Raw genomic sequence first — 18674 nt, forward strand, 5'->3', positions numbered from 1 at the left:
AAAATAGGAATGTAATATTTTAGTTGAACTCTAAATATTTAGGAGGATTTATGAATTACTGTGAAAGTATGAGAGAAAAGATTGGAAATGCTCCTTTAATTATTGTTCGTCCAAGCGTTGCCATCTTAAATTCTGAAGGTGAAATCTTACTTAATCGATACGGAGGAGGCAATTGGGGTATACCAGGCGGGATTTTACAATTAAACGAATCGGTTGAGGAATGCATTAAGCGATCTGTTTTCGAAGATATAGGGCTTAAGCTAAATTCATTATCAGTATTTGGTGTATATTCTGGTGCAGAATTAATAAATAAAGTTGAGGGAAGCGGAGATGAATATCATACAGTAGCAATTGGTTATATTTGTACAGATTTCGAAAACGAAATTAGTCCGGATCAAAATCAATCGATTAAAGCGCAATTCTTTCATTTAAATCAACTGCCTGAAGAAATTGATCCTTTTATAAAAAGTCAGTTAAAAAAATTAAAATTTTAGACAAGCAAAAAAGGTTCTAATAAGGTTTTTTTGAAACCTATAAGAACCTTTTATTTGTATAGTTAAATAAAAATTACTCAGTTACTTTAAAAGCATACGATCAATATACGATTTTATAGCTTCAATATTACCAGATACTTGTTCTTCTCTAAGTTCATCTTTTTTTATTTTATCTAATGATTTTTCCAAAATCGTTTTTGATTCCGATTGAGGGATTACAACTACTCCATCTGCATCACCAACAATGATATCACCAGGGTTAACCGATGTACCTCCACAGGATATTGGAACATTTATTTCGCCTACTCCAATTTTTCCACTTGCAGCTACAGTTGTTCCTTTACAGAATACTGGGAAATTTAATTTTTTCGTACCGCTTATATCACGGATTACCCCATCAACAACTATTGCACAAACACCCATTGTTTGAGCCATTCCAACAATAAAGTCTCCTGCAATTGCCCGGTATTGATCTCCTTTTGCATCAATTACGATGACATCGCCTGGATTTGCTTCACGTATTGCCTTCAATACTGCTAAGTTATCACCAACAGGGATTTTAACAGTCAGTGCTCTTCCAGCAAATCTATATTCTTCCTTTAAAGGCTTTATGGACGGATCCATATTATTTAGTCCATCCATTACATCTGAAATACAAGTTGTTGGTATATTTTTAAATTGATTAATAATAGAAATCACTCCCTTATAAATCATTTATTTAAAGATATTATATAAATAATTTGTTCACATGAGAATTTCGAAAAAATTATTAAGCTTGATAAAAAATAATTATTGAATTAGAAAGGTAGCAATCGATTAATATCGAATAAAATAAGTTGATAATAAAAAATAGTGTAATCTTTTAATATCTTGTAAATAACGATTTGATTTAAGTAATAATAAAGTTACTTTCATAAACAGTTTATGAAGACAATAAAAATTAATATTTTACATTAGAAAATTTATAGACTAGTCCTATTTCAATTAAGAGAAAATGTCAAACAATGTAACAAGATTGACTTTATTATTTAATACATAGATTTAGCCTTGTATAGTAACATTTAATTAAGGAGTTGAGGTGCTTGAGAAACAAAACTAAATATGTCTATTTAACTCACAAGGTTAAAATAGAATCCACTGAAAAACTGGAAAAGCTATCCCAACTTACAGGGAAAACTAGTGCAGAATTAATCGAAACAATGATAGAAGAGATGTATGACCTTCATATAAATCCAATAGGAAATGAAGAAGATCTTAATGAAGTTCTTAACGACGAAAATTTATTTGAAGAAATTACAGACCAAGAAATAAGAGATGCAGAGCAAAGATGGCGAAACTCAAAAGAAGGTATTAAAGATTTCAGTCAAAGAATGGAAGATTGGAAGAAGGAAGAAAAAAGGAAAAATGCTGAGAAAGCAAAAGAATATAAAAAGAAAATAGTTGATTGGGCTAGAGTCTGGGAAGAATATTTAAGAAATTACTCTACTTCTATTAAGAAAAATAAAAAACATAATTTCAAGTATTTCAATCCTAATGATAGTGCTGAAGAATGGAAGAAACAAATGAGGGAATATACAAAGCTTTGGCACCCCGATTATGCACCGGACCATGGAAATCCTCAAAAATTTGGAGAAATGAAAGCGGAATACGATATATTAAAAGGCAAAATTCCGACTGAAGAATATAGTCTATAAATTTATCGATAATACATAAAAAGTAAGTTCGGTTCGATCTGATAAAAATACTAAATGTAGTGGAACTAATTTCGTTCCACTACTCACTTTATCTACTGTATCTATTCTTCTTTTGCACTATCCTCAGCAATCACTCTTAGTTCTTGATAAAAAAGGTCATGATTACATTCTGGATTTTCAGCTTGTTTATATTTGTCCACTATTTCAAGTAATTCACCAGTATCACCTTTTGCATTGATAATTTCTAATATTTGATTCATATCATCAGTATATTCATCTTCTTTTTTCATAATTTACCCTCCATTCGCAATTAGATGGTAATTATTATTCGCAAGCTTTATGAAAAAAATAGATTAATTTTTGAAATATATTTCTTTAATAAAGGATACTTTGAATGTTTATCCTTAAATTTCAATTATTTGTAGTTTCTAATATTCTTTTAATAGCTCTTAAATCTTTCATATTTGCTCTTTTCATCATCATGGACATAAAAGGGGTAACAACTTTAGAGAATCCTTTTGGAATTCCTTTGTTTCTCAAAGTCATTAGAGTAGAATAATCGTTTACCTTTGACCATGTGTATGTGGTTTCCATTGGAAAAGGACCAGTAGCTGTTTTCATTACTAGTTTTTGCCCTGAAGCATATTCAATGATCTCATATATATATTCTAGTTCTTTACTTAAAAACTGTGCTTTAAAAGCAATCTTTGAACCGACTCGTAAAGGTTTTTCCGTTTTCCATTCTACTAAATTAATATTTACATACCATTTTGAAGCGTTGTCTGGATTCGATGCATACTCGGATACTTTTTCTAAAGGGCAATTAATTGTAATTTCAGTTTGTACATCTACCATTCTTTATGTTAACCTTGATGCCAAACAGCAGGATTTTTACCTTCAACATATTGTTTTAAAATATACATTAAAGTACCCCACGTGGTATTAATCATTGCATAAGGACCTTCCATTGATTCAAATCCAGAATGATTAAAATTTAATACTGTTGCACCATTTTCATTCATATTTAATTCAAAACGAATTTTTGTGCCTTTCCAAGCAGGCATATCATGTTTTGCGCTCCACTCTAATAATTTCCCAGGTTCAAAATGATCAACTTGTAATTGGAACACAGCTTGACGATTATAAAAAGCGACTTCGGTAGTACTGCCTAATTGTGGCTCAGCCTTCGCATCCGTTGACCACCAAGATTTGATACCTTCAGTTGTTGTAATTGCTTCAAATACTTTCTCTGGAATTTCATTAATTGTAATTTGATGTGGCATATTTACCATTTTATATTCCTCTTTTCATTTTTGTTTATTATTTAAAAAACTCGTAAGCTTCTCCTCTAAGAAACTTGTCCAACCATGTGTATGATTTTTTGCCTCTTCTTCATTCGGAAGATTTGTATGAGTTACGATTACTTCAGTTTTTCCATCTTTCTCAAGAAAATCGACAGTTACATTTGTAACAGGAAAATCAGCTTGTTGTTCCCATTGCCATGTGAAAACTAATTTTTCATTTGATAAAATTTCTACATATTGTCCATATACAATATGTTCAATTCCATTTGGTGATTTCATAATGAATTTATAATTACCGTGTACTTCAACATTCATTTCTACTATTTTTGTTGTATAGTCTTGTGGACCCCACCATTTTTCTAATAGCTCTGGTTTAGTCCATGCTGCAAATACTTTTTCTTTCTTTACAGGATAAACATGATTAAGTTTTAAAGTGAAGTTTTGTGGATTATTCATCGTGATCATCATCATTACCTCCATTTTCTTCAGATAATAAAAATTGCTCCAAACTTGATAGCTGTTGCTCCCATAAGGACTTTAATTCATTTAGCCAATTAGATGCAGATGAAATTGCACTTGGATGAAGATAATAATACTTAAATCTCCCAACTTTCTTAAAAGAAACCAAACCAGCATTTTCTAAAACCTTCATATGCTTTGAAAAAGCAGGCAAAGACATATCAAATGGTTCAGCTAATTTTTTAACTGTATTCTCTCCTTTAGATAGCTCTTGGATGATTGCTCTCCGTGTTGGATCTGATAAAACTGAAAATACTTGATCAAGATTGTCATTATAATAGTTAACCATGTGGTTAACTATAAAATAAAAATTTATTAAAATCAAGCACTTGTATTATTCATTTTTTTCCAATTGATTATTAATGATTTAGTTGCTTCGTACATTAAAAGTCTTATTTTTAATTGAATTTTCTAGCGGAATAGTATAATTTGGATATAAATTATGTTTACGAAAATACTATTGATTAACTATATACCAGAATATAAATAGTAAAATCTTAAGCGTAAATGATCGAAAATGGTGGGGGAATTAAAATGAACTTTAACTTTTCTGAAGAACATAATAGAAAAAATACTAATAGTACTAAGTGGGATTCACTTAATCGAGTATTTGGATGTACGGATGTACTACCTTTATGGGTTGCCGATATGGACTTTGCTTGTGCGCCTGGGATTATAGAGGCTATAACGAAACGAGCACAACATCCTATTTATGGATATGGACATATTCCAGAAGAATTTTTTACATCTGCAATGAATTGGGCAAGTAAACGTTATAATACATCGATAAAAAGAGAATGGTTAACAAATGTACCGGGTGTGGTCCCAGCCTTGAATTTAGCAATTGATGCATTCACAAAACCTGGTGATGATATCATCATCCAGCCACCAGTATACTTTCCTTTTTTCAGTACAATTAAAAATAATGGAAGAAATATAATTGAAAATTCTTTAATTGAAGAAGATGGTTATTATTATATGGATTTAGAAGATTTAGAAAATAAAATTACTTCTAAAACTAAAATGATAATTCTTTGTAGCCCTGCAAATCCTGTAGGAAGAGTCTGGACGAAAGAAGAATTATCAGGTTTGATGGAAATATGTAAAAAGAATAAAATTGTTGTAATCGCAGATGAAATTCATGCTGATTTAGTTTACAAGAAAGGTACTCACACACCTTTTTATTCTATAAGTGAAGATGCAGCAAATATGAGTATTACATTTATGTCGCCAAGTAAAACATTCAATATCGCAGGCTTATTTTCGTCACTTGCTGTTATTCCAAATCAGGATTTGTTTACAGAGTTTTCTCATGCGATTGCACGTTCGAGTTTAGAAAACTTAAATATTTTTGGAATTGAGGCAGTTATAGCAGCTTATAATGAAGGTGAAAAATGGCTTGATGAATTATTAATTTATTTAAAAGGAAACGCGGAGTTTATACATAATTACTTAAAAACAAATATTCCGGAAGTAAAAATGAGAGTTACAGAAGCGACCTACTTAGGATGGCTTGATTTTAGAGATTTAGGCTTAAGAGGTGACCAATTAAACGAATTTATGATTAATGATGCGAAATTAGGTTTAAATGAAGGTCGCGGTTTTGGGATCGATGGAGATGGTTTTATGAGATTGAATTACGCATGCACACGTAAAACATTAGAAGAAGCCATGTCACGTTTAGAGAAGGCTGTAAAAGCTATTAAGAAATAGATAAGGGAGATGGCATTTATGACGTTAAAAATTACACCATGTATTGTTATGAGTGGGAATGCTAAAGAAGCAGTTCATTTTTATGAAAGAGAACTTGAAGCAGAGGTTCTTAATTTACAAACATACAAAGAAATGCCAATTCCTTGTCCTGAAGCATTAAAAAATAGTGTTGCAAATGCAATTTTAAAAATCGGAGAAAGTGATCTTATGTTATTTGATGCGCCAATTCAATCGAATCCGAACAAAGACTTTCAACAAAATACACCTAATTATGAAAATAAAAAAGTAGAGGTCACGATTAATCTTTCGATCGATAGCATAGAACAAACAAAGCGCATTTTTAGCTCATTACAACAAGATGGACATGTCATCGCACCATTAGAAGCGGTGCCATTTAGTCCTGCCTTTGGAACTGTTACAGATAAGTTCGGCGTTACGTTTATATTGATTACCGAAAAGTAAAATACAAATAATTTATTAGTTTGATAGCAAAAATTAGGGAGATTAAATGGATAAAATAAATGTTGAATTAGTAAAACAATTAATTATTGAACAATTTCCAATTTGGTCTGACTTAGAAATAAAGCCTGTAAAATTAAGTGGTAATGATAACAGAACGTTCCATTTAGGGGATAATATGAGTGTAAGATTACCAAGTGCGGAATGCTATGTTCCTCAAGTTGAAAAAGAGCATAAATGGTTACCCATATTAGCTAATAAACTAAGTTTACCAGTTTCTAAACCGATAGCAAAGGGAAGTCCTAATAAATACTATCCATGGCCGTGGACGATCAATGAATGGATTGATGGAGAGTCATCAAGTAAAGAAAATATAAGTGATTTAAGTCAATTTGCAAAAGATTTAGGGCAGTTTTTAAAAGAGTTCCAGTCAATTAATGTTAGCGGTGGGCCGCTTGCAGGAAAGCATAATTTCTTTAGAGGTGGGGACTTAACAGTCTACGACAAAGAAACTAGAGATTCAATAAATCAAACGAAAGAGTTTTTTAACAAGGATTTACTTACAGATATTTGGCAACTAGCTCTTAGTTCCAAATGGGAGCGAGAACCAGTATGGGTACATGGCGACATTGCTCCAGGAAACTTACTTGTTAAAAATGGAAAGCTATGTGCAGTCATTGATTTTGGAATCCTTGGAGTAGGTGATCCATCATGTGATGCTGCAATGGCATGGACATTTTTCGATACCAATAGTAGAAACGTTTTTAAAAATGTTTTAAACTTTGATGAAAATACTTGGCATAGAGCAAGAGGCTGGGCTTTATGGAAGGCTTTAATTACATTTAATGCGAATAAAGAATATGATACAAAGATAAGAGAAGAATCGTTTAATACGATTAATGTAATCATGAACGATTTCAAATCTTAAAATAAATAAAAAATTTACGAGTTGCTTACTTGCGGCTCGTATTTTTTGTATTTTAGTACTTTAGTGAGAGTGCAAATAACAAAACCGCAATTTTAAAAGTGAAATCCGCAATTAAAAAAGTGTATTCCACAAATAAGGCTACCAATTATGAATAAATAGAGTGAAAAACACAAAAATAATAATAACAAAATAGATTTTAAAATCGATCAGAACAATCAAATATACAAAAAAATAGCTTAGAGAAGCCTAGAAGTCCTTCTCTATTTTTATGTAGTTAAAAAAATATCAAAAAATAAAATAGCACTTGTGATTGATTTATTAGGGAAAAACATGAAAGTACTGAATCTTGTTCATACTAATGTTGGGAGGAATCCAACTATGTTTCAAAAATTACTAGCTAGTTTTTTATTATTGACACAATCGGTTGAACTACCAGATAGCTTAACTGTTAATCAACAAGGTCACCCGATTGCCGTAGTTAATCGCGAAGATTTTACTATATCACTTCCGGGTACACCAATGATAAACGAAAAAAAATTTAATCAATTTATTGAAAAACTTGATCAACAAATTTACCGTAATCCAATAAATGCGACAATCAATGAACAAGGTAGGATTGTACCAGGTCAAGTAGGTTACAGGCTTTATAAAAAAGAGTTCAAGGATAAATTTACTACTTATTTTTATAGTAAAGGTCCATCTAAAATTGAAGTACCAGAGTTGGATATTTATCCAAAAGTTGATAGTGAATTATTAGCTCACATTAGAATTCAACAAATTGGACAATATGTAACCTACTTTAATTCAAATAATAAAAGTCGAGTACATAATATTTCACTCGCAGCAAAAGCAATTGATAATTACGTAGTTTTTCCAAATGAAGTTTTTTCCTTTAATAAGGTAGTAGGAGAGAGAAGTGGGGCAAAGGGATATAAACGTGCACCGATCATTGTAAGGGGGGAATTGTCTGAAGGAGTTGGAGGAGGAATATGTCAAGTCTCTTCTACACTATTTAATGCAGTAGATCGAGCTGGTCTAAAAATTATTGAAAGATATTCCCATAGTAGACGAGTACCATATGTACCAGCAGGACGAGATGCTACTGTTAGTTGGTATGGTCCAGACTTCCGTTTTCAAAATAAATATAATCAGCCAATTTTAATTCGAGCAAAACAATATGGTGGAAGTATGATTGTCACGCTTCATTCTTCTGATGTAATCAATTATGAAGTGAAAAATGTCCCTATAGCGCCAACTCGTTTACCAGAAGAAATAAATACAGAAGATGACAAACATTCTTCAAACCCTTCTAGAAAAGGAAAAATTGTACCACCCCATAAGACTGTAGGGGATTAAATAATACATACAAAGTAAACCCCACAAGGAAAATAATGATCCTTGTGGGGTTTTTTGTGTTTTTCATGAATTAGGATCATTATGAAACAATTTCTAAAAAATAATCAAAGTCTAATCTTTTCAGCACTAGACTTATAGAAACTAAGGATTTAGAATTATAAGAAAGATTTGAAGACAAAGGAGAATTGCATGACAAAAACAACTGTTTTATTTGATTCGAAGGATATGGAACGCAATACATTACCTTATTACTACGATTACGGAAAGATCATTTCAACTATTCAAAATAAGCTATTTGAGTCATTTGGGGTAGATTTCCAAATGTACTCAGATGAAGATACTACAAATGAAATCTGGGAAATTCTAGAAGAAGATCTGAAAGAAGAATCGATTGAGGTCCAATTAATCAGCCATATTTATAATGAGCTTGAAACAAAAACTATTTCTTCGAATCACACTGATAAAAAAATGGAACTCATCATTAAACCAAGGGTTGAAAATGGATTATATTATTATCCGAATTATGGAGTAGCTTTATCTAAAGCGATGATATTTGAAGCGGATAATCAATATAATAGAGACCTGATTTTTGCTAAAAATGATTCATGTCTTTCATCCTTTTTTCAATACGTACTGAAAAGAAAACGAGATTATATTAAAAATTATGTAACAGTCTATACAGATACTGATGACGGTGTCGAAACATCAATTGAAAATATAACAAAAATGGTTAATAGAGAAGATGTATTTTTAGAGGAATCATTAAAAAGAGAAATTTATCGATCAATTGACCATTTCTTTAATGAAGGTCGAGATTTTTTTAAAACATATGATATCCCATATAAACGTGGATTTTTATTATATGGAAATCCGGGAAATGGTAAAACAACATTAGTAAAATCAATTGCAAGTAGTATTAACGCACCGGTTGCATATTGGCAAATTACTGAATATACATCAAGTTACACAATTAAAGAAGTCTTTAGTTCAGTATTAAAATTAACACCAATGGTATTAGTTATCGAGGATATTGACAGTATGCCTGCTTCAGTTCGCTCAGTATTCCTAAATACAATAGATGGTGCAACTTCTAAAGAAGGTTTATTTTTAATTGGAACGACTAATTATCCTGAAAGAATCGATCCGGCTTTAATGAATCGCTCTGGTCGATTTGATCGTGCATATGAAATTAAGCAACCAACAAAAGAAATGCGTTCTGACTATTTACTGAAGAAAAGATTAAATCGAATTTTAAATAATCAAGAATTACAACTTTTAATCGATTCAACAAATGACTTCTCCTATGCTCAATTAAATGAGTTATATATTTCAATCATAATTGAGTGGGATTGTGAACAAAAAGTAGATATCATTCGACTATGTGACGAAATGAGATCAATTTTACGTAAACAAAAAAAGCAAAAGTGGGAAAAGGAACAAACTGTGGGATTTTCTTTTGAATAATTGAGTTTATTTTTTCATGTACTAGTTATGAGTAAGTTACTTTCAAACTTTTGGTAGTTTAGATCCTAAAGAGCTAGATAGAATATCCATCATTATAGCTCTGAAAAGATAGAAGCAAGGGCTTCTATCTTTTTTCTTTTTGGCTCTGTTAAAATAGATTGTTGAGTTCCTTATTCAAGTAAATGGCTGAATAGTGCAATAATGAATAAGTAAAAAACAGTAGACAAATAAGACAGAAAAGTTATAATAATATAAAAATAAATTAAAAAACTTTGAAGAGAAGAGTAAATAGAATTCATTCATCTTAGAGAACTCCAGTTGCTGAAAAGGAGTATGAATGATCCATTGAAGCAAGACTCTGAGTTTCATATCGGAACCAATAATGGCGATGGTATGACAGGCGCTCCTGTTATAGAGCATGAGTATATTTAAAATGTACTTAATGAGGTTAATGTGATGACATATTAACAAACTGGGGTGGCACCACGAAACGATAGGTAAACTCGTCCCCAAGACTACGGTCTTGGAGGGCGAGTTTTTTTATTTGTACAAATTAAAAATATTAATTTCGAGGTGTAAAATGAAAAAAAATAAGATGTATATTACTTGGAAAAACCCTTTGCTTTTACTATTTGGAATAGGCGTTTCAAATATTGGAGATTGGATTTATTTAATCGCACTAAATCTAATTATTTTTGATATGACGAAATCTGTTTTGGCTGTATCCACTCTTTATGTCTTGAAACCTCTTGCAACACTCCTTACTAACTTATGGGCAGGTAGTTTAATTGACAGATTTAACAAAAGGAATTTAATGGTACTTTTGGATTTTTTGAGAGGATTATTAATATTCTTATTACCAAGTATATCATCCGTCTATCTGATCTTTGTCATCGTATTTATCGTTAATATGGGAAGTTCAATGTTTTATCCAACATCAACAACTTATTTAACTAAATTAATTCCACAGAATCAGAGGATTCGCTTTAATGCTTTGCGTAGTTTAGTTCAATCTGGAGGATTCCTAACTGGACCGGCGATTGCAGGTCTACTTTTTATGATTGGCACACCTATGTTCGCTATTAATATTAATGCGATCTCGTTTATTATTTCAGGAGTTGTAACAGCTTGTTTGCCTAATTTGGATAAGGTAGCAGTGCGAAATGTAAAATATGAGAAGCTCTCTATCAAACTAATTAAGAAAGATTTTACAGAGGTTTTAAAATTCAGCCGTAAATCAAGTTACGTTATAATAATTTATTTTTTGTTTAATAGTATATTAGTTTTAACGGCTGCTGTTGATTCATTAGAAGCAGTATTTTCAAAGAGCGTACTTCATTTGAGTAATACAGAATATGGTGTTCTAGTAAGTATTGCTGGTGCAGGAATTGGTATAGGTGCAATTATTAATACAATTTTTGCAAAAAGACTACATCCTTCTTGGCTTATGGGGATTGGAACAATTTTTCTATCATTAGGATATATCGTATATTCATTTTCTAATTCTTTTTCAATGGCTGGGTTCGGATTTTTCTTATTATCATTTGCGTTGTCTTTTGCAAATACGGGATTTGATACATTTTACCAATCCAACATAGATGTTAAGATAATGGGAAGAGTTGGAAGTATCTATGGTTTTGTTGAGGCAATATTAGTGATAGTTTCAACTATGCTAATCGGATTTTCTACTCACTATGTATCGGTTAAAATGTCAGTGATTGCTGGTAGTTTTATTATGCTATTTTTAGCGCTATTTTTAAGTGTATTTATTATCCGACCTTCAAGCGAAAACTATTTCAGAAGCATTGGATATAAATAAAATTTTTAGAATTTAGTAAAATATTTTCGTTCTTTTTTCAACCAACGCAATGTAATGCGTTAGTTTAAGATCTTGAGTCGCTAAATGTGGCTCGTTTTTATTCAACATAATGACTGGATAGTTCAATAAAATGAATTTTATGCCTAAAAAGGGTTAATCACTCTAAACATTTAATATCTTTATACTAGGACTAATGTTGGAAGGTGTGTTCATAATTATGGCTGTAATTGAAAAGAAAAAGGGAACCAGTTTTACAGTTCTTTTCATATCTATAATTTTTATTATTGGGATTATAGCTGTATGTTTTCCTACAATTCAAAATACATATAACAAAATTAGGATTAAAAAGACAAAGATAGAGACCAGCGTTACTAAAACACTAACTAAAGATGAGATTTATAAACTCGAACGGAAGCAAAGAAAATCAGCTAATAAATACAAGAAAAATAACGAATGGTTATGTAAAGAAATCAAAAAAGGAGCAACGATGATAGAGTTAATATGTAGGTGAAATCTATGGAAAGAACGCACGAAACAGAAACGCCTGAAAACAATGTTTGCACGAATAAACAGAAAGTATTTTCACCAATAGAGGATCTTCAAAAAATGGAAGGCACTAAACCTTTTAATAGAGGCAGTTTAGACGTAAGTAGAAAGCCAAAATTAATAAGAAGTTAGGATATTTTTTTATAGCATTTATCGTAATTACAATGGTATTTGGTTTAGCTGCAAGTTTCTATGACTAAATAAATATTAAATTTAGGGAGATGCAAAATGAAAAATCTTATTTTTGGTGCAATAGGCGTTTTAGCTAGTATTCTCTTGTTTGGATCAACACTCATTTCAGCATCAATTTATACATTTTATTTATCTAAACCAGGCGGAGCTGGATGGGATTCGAATTTAGGAGTTTTTGGAACAGCTTTATTTAACATTGGAACCATCCCATTACTAATTAGTCTAGTATTCTTCTTCGTTGGTGCAAGTTACGTATATAAAGGGATGAAAGATTAACAAACATAAGAAGGAGTTAAATTGGAAAACCTATTGTTATTTACCCCAATAATTGTTTGGTTACTAATCTTTGCTACTATGGTCTATGGAGTCTACTTTTTTGCAAAAAAAATATTGAAAATGTAAGCTGTTTTTACTTTGAAAAGTTTTTTGGAGGGCTTCATATATGTTCATAGGAATATTACTCCTGATATTTGGAGTTTTTCTAATAGTGAATCCTGAAGCATTTTGGGTTGTGACAGAAAGCTGGATATCCGATGGTCAACAGAACCATCTTCTTTTTATAAATGGAGCAAACGCTTTGGAGGAACAATGTGCGTTTAGTTGGCACTACTAGTATCATCGTGTCAACGCTATAATACAAGCAGTACAGATCACAAATATTGTGGTCTTTTTTGTGCAAATAAAAAAGAATGAGGTTTTAATCCTCATTCTAGAAAAATAGGAATCTATTAGTTCTGATTTCCCTTTAGACATATGTATTGGTATGATCCAAAGTTATTTAAACTTATTACTTTGGATTAAAAAAAATTTTGATATTTCATCGTAAAATAATAAACAAAAGTTAAGAGAGCTAAAATCGAAAAGTTATAAAAGCTAAACCTTATAAGGTACATTTTACTATTTTGTGGATCTCTCTTTATAAAAAGTTTAAATGAAATTACACTTGCGAGGGAAGCAACAATCGTACCAAGTCCACCTAAATTCACACCTACTAATAAAGGCTGCCAATTCGCGGAGAATTTTGATAAAAAGATCGCAGCGGGTACATTGCTTATCAATTGGCTTAAAATTATGGAACTGAAAAAGATTGATGTGGGACCTTTGAGATTTTCGCTGGCAAATGTGTGTACTACCTTTAATTCCGATATGTTTCCTATAAATATAAAAAAACATATAAAAGTAATAAGCAATAAATAATCAATTTTCTTCAATAATTTTATATCAAGTATACTTGCGGTTCCTAATGCAATGATAAACGCAAGTTTGTAGTTTAAAACCCCTAGTATGGATGCAGATATGATGCCAAATAGTATTCCCCATACTGTTGCACTTTTTTTATTTTTTATAGGAATATACGGAAGTTCCATTTCCAATGTTTTACTATTCAATCTTTGATTAAAAAAGAACAACAGAACAATTCCCAAAACCACTAATAGAAGAATTGTTGTGAAAAATTGTATAGGCCTTATTCCGTAATTAGTAAATATGAAAAGATTTTGTGGATTTCCCATTGGAGTTAGGCTGCTTCCAATGTTAGCTGCAATTGTCTCTAGTATAATAGTATCTAACATAGAAGTTTGTATAATCTTACTAATTATAAGTGTTAATGGTACAAATGTTATTAATGCCACATCATTCGTTACAAGCATGGAACTAAAAAAGCATAATAAAATTAGGATTGCTGAAACGCTTTTACTATTATGACATTTACTCAGTATAGCAATGGCGAACTTATCCAATAGTTTAAGATCTTCCAGAGCCTTAACTACGAGCATAAGATTAAATAAACTGACTAATACTTTAAAATTTATATAATCTAGTTTCGGTGCATGGAATAAACAGCTTCCTATTGCTAACAAGAGTGATATGGTAAGTACAATGTCTTTTTTTAAAATTCCAAATTTCAATTTGATTTTTTTTTCGTTTTCCACATAAATATATTCTTTCATCAATTCCCCTCCAGTACTTTCTATTCTACAACACACCTCTGATTCTTGCATTTGAAACTTCAATGCACTAAAAAATACCATAATCCCATTAAATCACAGAAAAAATGGCGTTTTTTCGTTATGAGGGTAATGATTTGTCTTAACTTGATAGGTATATGGCGCTATCAATTAACTAGTTGAATAAGTGTTCAAAAATCAACATTTTAATTTACAGAGCCTTCTTTTTATTTAATCTGCTCCCAATAATTTTCTTGTATATTACGGATTCCACTTAGCTTTTTAATTTCAATCAATTAATTAAGTGAAGGTAATAAATCAAAAATTTTAATACTTTTAATTCCATTTTTGAATAAAGTTAAACGAGGAAAATAGTTAATTTTCAGAAAAAACAATTGAAAAACGACACTAGTGTCGTTATAATGAAATAAAAACGACATCAGTGTCGGTTTTAAGGGGGTTAAGCAAGATGAAGGGTCTAAGGAATAATAAAGGTTTTTTTACATTAATGGTTGCACAAGCGATTTCAAATATTGGTGATTGGCTAAGTATTGTCGCAATCATTACGCTAGTAGGGATAAAATGGAATGCGTCGCCAATTGAAGTATCATTTATTATTTTATGTCTTGCGGTTCCGATGGCTTTATTAGGTCCTGTTGCAGGGACGATAGCAGATCGGTTCAGTAGAAAGCAATTGATGGTTTTATCTGACATTGTTCGTGCTGGTTTATTTGTTTTGCTTGCATTAGCAAATACTTTATGGATGGTCTATATTTGTTTGTTTACGATTGGACTGTTTTCTGCTGTTTTTAATCCTTCAAAAAATGGCAAGTTAAAAGAACTAGTTCCGAATGATGAAATCAAGAGCGCTATGTCAATTACAACTATGATTGACTCAGCTACAAAAATTTTTGGACCGATTTTGAGTGGGATCCTAGTATCGGCAGCTGGAACAACGCCAGTATTTTATATTAATTCAGTATCATTTATTATCTCTGCGATCTTAATTTTCTTATTACCAAAAGTTGCAGAGCAAATTAAAGAAGAAAAAGTGAAAGATAAAGCTAAATCTTCCTATAAAACTGAATTTATGGAAGGCGTTACATTTATTAAATCCAATACTCAAATTTTAGTAGGTATGTTATTTTTAGGTTTTAGTCTCTTAATCTTGCAGTTATCAGATTCGCAAATTATAGTTTTAATAAGGGAACTTAAACATGCATCACCAGGTTTATTTGGCTATTTAGTAACTGGATCTGGAGTAGGAATGTTTTTTTCAAGTTTAATATTAGCTAAAAAAACTAATTATCGTGCCTATAATTTAATGCTAATTGGAGTTTGTGGAATTGGAATTGGTTTTGGTATGATGGCTTTATTCACACATATGAATCTTGATGTTTCAATTGTTTGGGCACCATTATTAGGGTTGTTTGCAGGATTTGCAGCAGGCTTAGTATTTGTTCCATTCCAGGCATCTGTTCAAGTCGAAACGCCTGTTGAATTAACTGGTAGAGTATTTGGTGTAATAGGAAGCGTTACCACAACTGCAACGATTATCGGACCTTTATTAGGTGGATGGCTATCAACAGTAATAGGTGTTATTCCAACATTTATTATATCTGCATCACTTTTAGTATTTGTATCACTTATAGGATTCCTAACAAAAAATAGAGTAGAGCGGGGGAAGAAAGATGTCTCCGAAAGTCAGCAAGGAGCACCAACAGCAACGTCGAACTAAAATATTAGAAGCAGCAAAACAAGTGTTTATCGAAAATGGGTATGAGAGAACGACAATGAAGCATGTGATGGACGCATCGAATGTTAGTAGAGGTGGCTTATATCAATATTTTGCTAATAAAGAAGAAGTGTTTGAAGCACTTTTATCTGAATCGCTATCGAGAGTGTCTCATGAAACAAGTGAATTATTGAATCAAAATGTTGATTCGTATTGGGAATTACTTTTATTAAGGATGTTCGGTGAAAAAAGAGTGCCAAACGATCGAATGGATCCTTTGGCACCAGTTACTTTAGAGTTTTTCATTACAGGTAGGAACGATGACAGAAGAAAAAAGTATGGAAAAGAACGGTATTATTATGGTATTAAAATCTTTTCTGATGTTATTAAAGAAGGTCAAAAAAACAAAGAATTTAGTAATAAGTATGATAGTGAAATTTTAGCAAGAATGATTGTTTCTTTTATTGATGGACTTGCATTAGACTATGCAATACTTTCAGGAAAAGAAATAATGATAAAAGAACAATCGATTTTGTTCGTACAGTTTTTAAAATTTGCTCTAGAGGTTGAATAAGAATTCCGGATTGTTATGGAATGAACAACACGATTAAATAAGCTGATTATTTATTTAACATATTCCAAGTCTTTTCTCCAACAATCCCGTCCGGTGTTAAACCATTATTTTGTTGAAATAGTTTTACGGCATTTGCAGTCTGAGTACCGAAATGACCGTCTGGCGTAATGGCTAAAAGTTGTTGAATGGTAATGACATAAATGTTTGAATCTCCCAGTTTAATAACATGACCAGGGTATTTTAATGAGTGATACAATAAATGCCCTACATTTGTTTTGAAATGATCAAAAATCTCCCTATATTTTACAAACGGGTATGGACACGGTTTTCTAGTAACATCATAATGGCGTACGACATCTTTTGGATTTAAATTAAACATTGAACACAAATCATTCACAACCATTACTGTTCGAATAATCGTCGTATATGAAATACGATTATTCTTTTCAACACACATTTCAACTGAAATTGATAACAAATTGGCATTTGGCTTTAATGCTTCAACTCCACGAAATGGCACATCATTCACATAAGTATACTTTTCATTTGCATGAAATGTGACCTCATTTAAAGGTATAATACAAATAGCCTCTTTTGGATCCACAAAAATATGTGCCGATGCATAAGTTGGTTTACGCCACTGACTAACTGCTTCCGAATTTTTTAGCGGGCAGAACCTCACTGAAATATTGGTAATGACCGTTAGCAGTCGCAACCGGGATTTGCAGTCCAATGTATGACGATTTTTTAACTCCATTTAATTTTTGCCCTGATCTTGTATATTGATTAATCGGTATGAATTTATTCTTCCAGCTTGCCATGAAACAACCTCCTTTTAAGAACAAATTAAGGAGTTGTTTAAGGTGTTAAATACCATAAATCACTAATATAAAATTATGACTCTTAAAATTTTTCATGTGGAGAATAAATAAATTATTTGGGAGTTTGGAATGAGTTCTCGGTACGAGCCTTGGAAGGTTATGAAATTGGATTCTTTACATGACATAAAATTGAAAACTAATAATATGGCTATACTAGTACTGAACAAAGGAGTGATTATATGAATTTTCGAACGAAGGAACAAATTTTAACGGAACAGCCATCAATAGAAAGAAAAATAGAATTTAGAGGGAATAAATACAAATTAGTTGATACAGTTCATGATGTTTCACACGGTGGGTTTAATGACCTTACATGTTATACATACCGAAATGAAACAGAAAACGCAGAATTATTCCTTTATGTACAAAAAGGAAAAATCGTAATTGTTGGACCTTAAGAATAAGTTTAAAGACTGTCTTATACTACAGGCAGTTTTTATTTATTTTAAGATAATATGAAGAAATTAAGAGATATGTAGCAAAATAAAGCGATAGATTTCAAAAAATGAGGTGGCATATGGATTGAAAAAAATTATTCTTTTATTCTCAATTATTTTCTTAACTGCTTGTTCGCATAACGGTGCAGTTGAATCATTAAAAAAAGAATATCCAAAAACTATAAAACAAGTAGTAGATCAATTACCTAAAGATGTCCAAAATGAACTAGTTGTACCAGAAAAGATACCGTTTAGAGCAAATGAGGTCTCGATGGATATAAAAAAAAATCAAGGAAATGGAACTATTAATGCTACCTCGTTTAATTACTCAAATGAAGAAAGAGAGGTAGAGATGTTTGTCATCACTTATCATAATAAAAAACCCACCTTCTCTGATGTTCAACAACCATTAAAAACAACCAAATTAAATGATGGTACAAAAGTCTTGATTGTTGCTGATGATGATAATACGAAAACAATTCGCTGGAAGAAAGATGGGCTTTATCATTCAATCTCAATCCTTTTTTCAGAGGAAACTGGTAAACAATACTCTATTAGAGATTTAGTAAAAACTGCAAATTCGATGAGTAAATAACATTTTTATTGTTAATAA

Annotated in this window: 25 protein-coding genes and 1 other annotated feature; of the genes, 16 read left to right on the plus strand and 9 right to left on the minus strand. The window is 31.3% G+C overall.

Annotation, left to right across the window (positions count from 1 at the left end):
• The first annotated feature begins 50 nt into the window (after positions 1-50).
• Positions 51-494 (plus strand): NUDIX domain-containing protein, encoded by a 444-nt coding sequence (locus B6K90_RS21185; protein WP_088014713.1) that lies wholly within the window; start codon positions 51-53, stop codon positions 492-494.
• Between the two features lie 81 nt (positions 495-575).
• Here the strand turns inward: B6K90_RS21185 and B6K90_RS21190 are convergent, their stop codons facing one another.
• A complete protein-coding gene (locus B6K90_RS21190; protein ID WP_268876054.1) occupies positions 576-1193 on the minus strand; it encodes an RraA family protein in 618 nt (205 codons plus the stop codon).
• A 383-nt stretch (positions 1194-1576) separates the two neighbouring features.
• Here B6K90_RS21190 and B6K90_RS21195 point away from each other — a divergent pair, with 383 nt between their 5' ends.
• On the plus strand, positions 1577-2188 hold the full coding sequence (locus B6K90_RS21195) for a hypothetical protein (RefSeq protein ID WP_088014715.1): 612 nt from the start codon (positions 1577-1579) through the stop codon (positions 2186-2188).
• A 101-nt stretch (positions 2189-2289) separates the two neighbouring features.
• Here the strand turns inward: B6K90_RS21195 and B6K90_RS21200 are convergent, their stop codons facing one another.
• The 5 genes from B6K90_RS21200 to B6K90_RS21220 form a co-directional block, all read right to left on the minus strand.
• Positions 2290-2478, minus strand: a complete 189-nt coding sequence (locus B6K90_RS21200) for a hypothetical protein (protein ID WP_088014716.1) — start codon at positions 2476-2478, stop codon at positions 2290-2292.
• Positions 2479-2599: 121 nt separating this feature from the next.
• A complete protein-coding gene (locus tag B6K90_RS21205) occupies positions 2600-3043 on the minus strand; it encodes an SRPBCC family protein (RefSeq protein WP_088014717.1) in 444 nt (147 codons plus the stop codon).
• Positions 3044-3051: 8 nt separating this feature from the next.
• A complete protein-coding gene (locus B6K90_RS21210; RefSeq protein ID WP_088014718.1) occupies positions 3052-3480 on the minus strand; it encodes an SRPBCC family protein in 429 nt (142 codons plus the stop codon).
• A gap of 15 nt (positions 3481-3495) precedes the next feature.
• Entirely contained in the window at positions 3496-3960 is a 465-nt protein-coding gene (locus B6K90_RS21215) for an SRPBCC family protein (protein WP_167555455.1), read from the minus strand.
• Positions 3941-4300, minus strand: a complete 360-nt coding sequence (locus B6K90_RS21220; protein WP_088014720.1) for an ArsR/SmtB family transcription factor — start codon at positions 4298-4300, stop codon at positions 3941-3943. Before B6K90_RS21220 ends, B6K90_RS21215 begins: the two co-directional genes overlap by 20 nt.
• A gap of 245 nt (positions 4301-4545) precedes the next feature.
• On the opposite strand from B6K90_RS21220, the gene B6K90_RS21225 reads away from it, so the two are divergent.
• From B6K90_RS21225 to B6K90_RS23880, 10 genes are all read left to right on the plus strand, one after another.
• The gene (locus B6K90_RS21225; protein WP_088014721.1) at positions 4546-5724 is read left to right on the plus strand and encodes a MalY/PatB family protein; all 1179 of its coding nucleotides are present in this window, start codon (positions 4546-4548) and stop codon (positions 5722-5724) included.
• A gap of 18 nt (positions 5725-5742) precedes the next feature.
• Positions 5743-6186, plus strand: a complete 444-nt coding sequence (locus B6K90_RS21230) for a VOC family protein (RefSeq protein ID WP_088014722.1) — start codon at positions 5743-5745, stop codon at positions 6184-6186.
• 46 nt (positions 6187-6232) lie between these two features.
• Complete coding sequence (locus B6K90_RS21235; protein ID WP_088014723.1) at positions 6233-7111, plus strand: aminoglycoside phosphotransferase family protein; 879 nt, start codon at positions 6233-6235, stop codon at positions 7109-7111.
• 378 nt (positions 7112-7489) lie between these two features.
• The gene (locus tag B6K90_RS21240; protein WP_088014724.1) at positions 7490-8467 is read left to right on the plus strand and encodes a VanW family protein; all 978 of its coding nucleotides are present in this window, start codon (positions 7490-7492) and stop codon (positions 8465-8467) included.
• A gap of 189 nt (positions 8468-8656) precedes the next feature.
• Complete coding sequence (locus tag B6K90_RS21245; RefSeq protein ID WP_235821881.1) at positions 8657-9931, plus strand: ATP-binding protein; 1275 nt, start codon at positions 8657-8659, stop codon at positions 9929-9931.
• A 263-nt stretch (positions 9932-10194) separates the two neighbouring features.
• Positions 10195-10445: a binding site (T-box leader), on the plus strand.
• Positions 10446-10511: 66 nt separating this feature from the next.
• Positions 10512-11750 carry an MFS transporter gene (locus tag B6K90_RS21250; protein ID WP_088014725.1) on the plus strand — a complete coding sequence of 413 codons (1239 nt, stop codon included), beginning with the start codon at positions 10512-10514 and terminating at the stop codon, positions 11748-11750.
• Between the two features lie 217 nt (positions 11751-11967).
• On the plus strand, positions 11968-12261 hold the full coding sequence (locus B6K90_RS21255; protein WP_088014726.1) for a hypothetical protein: 294 nt from the start codon (positions 11968-11970) through the stop codon (positions 12259-12261).
• 5 nt (positions 12262-12266) lie between these two features.
• Positions 12267-12428, plus strand: a complete 162-nt coding sequence (locus B6K90_RS23875) for a hypothetical protein (RefSeq protein ID WP_167555456.1) — start codon at positions 12267-12269, stop codon at positions 12426-12428.
• Between the two features lie 96 nt (positions 12429-12524).
• The gene (locus B6K90_RS21260) at positions 12525-12764 is read left to right on the plus strand and encodes a hypothetical protein (RefSeq protein ID WP_088014727.1); all 240 of its coding nucleotides are present in this window, start codon (positions 12525-12527) and stop codon (positions 12762-12764) included.
• 166 nt (positions 12765-12930) lie between these two features.
• Positions 12931-13101: a DUF6199 family natural product biosynthesis protein gene (locus B6K90_RS23880; protein ID WP_167555457.1), complete on the plus strand. Its 171-nt coding sequence runs from the start codon at positions 12931-12933 to the stop codon at positions 13099-13101.
• A gap of 184 nt (positions 13102-13285) precedes the next feature.
• Here the strand turns inward: B6K90_RS23880 and B6K90_RS21265 are convergent, their stop codons facing one another.
• Positions 13286-14437 carry an SLC13 family permease gene (locus tag B6K90_RS21265; RefSeq protein ID WP_088014728.1) on the minus strand — a complete coding sequence of 384 codons (1152 nt, stop codon included), beginning with the start codon at positions 14435-14437 and terminating at the stop codon, positions 13286-13288.
• A gap of 466 nt (positions 14438-14903) precedes the next feature.
• Between B6K90_RS21265 and B6K90_RS21270 the strand changes: the two genes are divergently transcribed.
• Positions 14904-16172 (plus strand): MFS transporter, encoded by a 1269-nt coding sequence (locus B6K90_RS21270; protein WP_088014729.1) that lies wholly within the window; start codon positions 14904-14906, stop codon positions 16170-16172.
• Positions 16126-16743 (plus strand): TetR/AcrR family transcriptional regulator, encoded by a 618-nt coding sequence (locus B6K90_RS21275; RefSeq protein ID WP_088014730.1) that lies wholly within the window; start codon positions 16126-16128, stop codon positions 16741-16743. Before B6K90_RS21270 ends, B6K90_RS21275 begins: the two co-directional genes overlap by 47 nt.
• A 46-nt stretch (positions 16744-16789) precedes the next feature.
• Here the strand turns inward: B6K90_RS21275 and B6K90_RS24475 are convergent, their stop codons facing one another.
• Positions 16790-17347 (minus strand): peptidoglycan recognition protein family protein, encoded by a 558-nt coding sequence (locus B6K90_RS24475; RefSeq protein WP_328588126.1) that lies wholly within the window; start codon positions 17345-17347, stop codon positions 16790-16792.
• Positions 17348-17387: 40 nt separating this feature from the next.
• Positions 17388-17564: a hypothetical protein gene (locus tag B6K90_RS23885; RefSeq protein ID WP_167555458.1), complete on the minus strand. Its 177-nt coding sequence runs from the start codon at positions 17562-17564 to the stop codon at positions 17388-17390.
• Between the two features lie 239 nt (positions 17565-17803).
• Between B6K90_RS23885 and B6K90_RS21285 the strand changes: the two genes are divergently transcribed.
• Together B6K90_RS21285 and B6K90_RS21290 are read left to right on the plus strand one after the other, a co-directional pair.
• On the plus strand, positions 17804-18022 hold the full coding sequence (locus B6K90_RS21285) for a hypothetical protein (RefSeq protein ID WP_088014732.1): 219 nt from the start codon (positions 17804-17806) through the stop codon (positions 18020-18022).
• A gap of 124 nt (positions 18023-18146) precedes the next feature.
• Positions 18147-18656: a hypothetical protein gene (locus B6K90_RS21290; protein ID WP_088014733.1), complete on the plus strand. Its 510-nt coding sequence runs from the start codon at positions 18147-18149 to the stop codon at positions 18654-18656.
• The last annotated feature ends 18 nt before the right edge of the window (positions 18657-18674 follow it).

It is taken from the genome of Gottfriedia acidiceleris (assembly GCF_002128425.1).
Lineage (GTDB): Bacteria > Bacillota > Bacilli > Bacillales > Bacillaceae_G > Gottfriedia > Gottfriedia acidiceleris.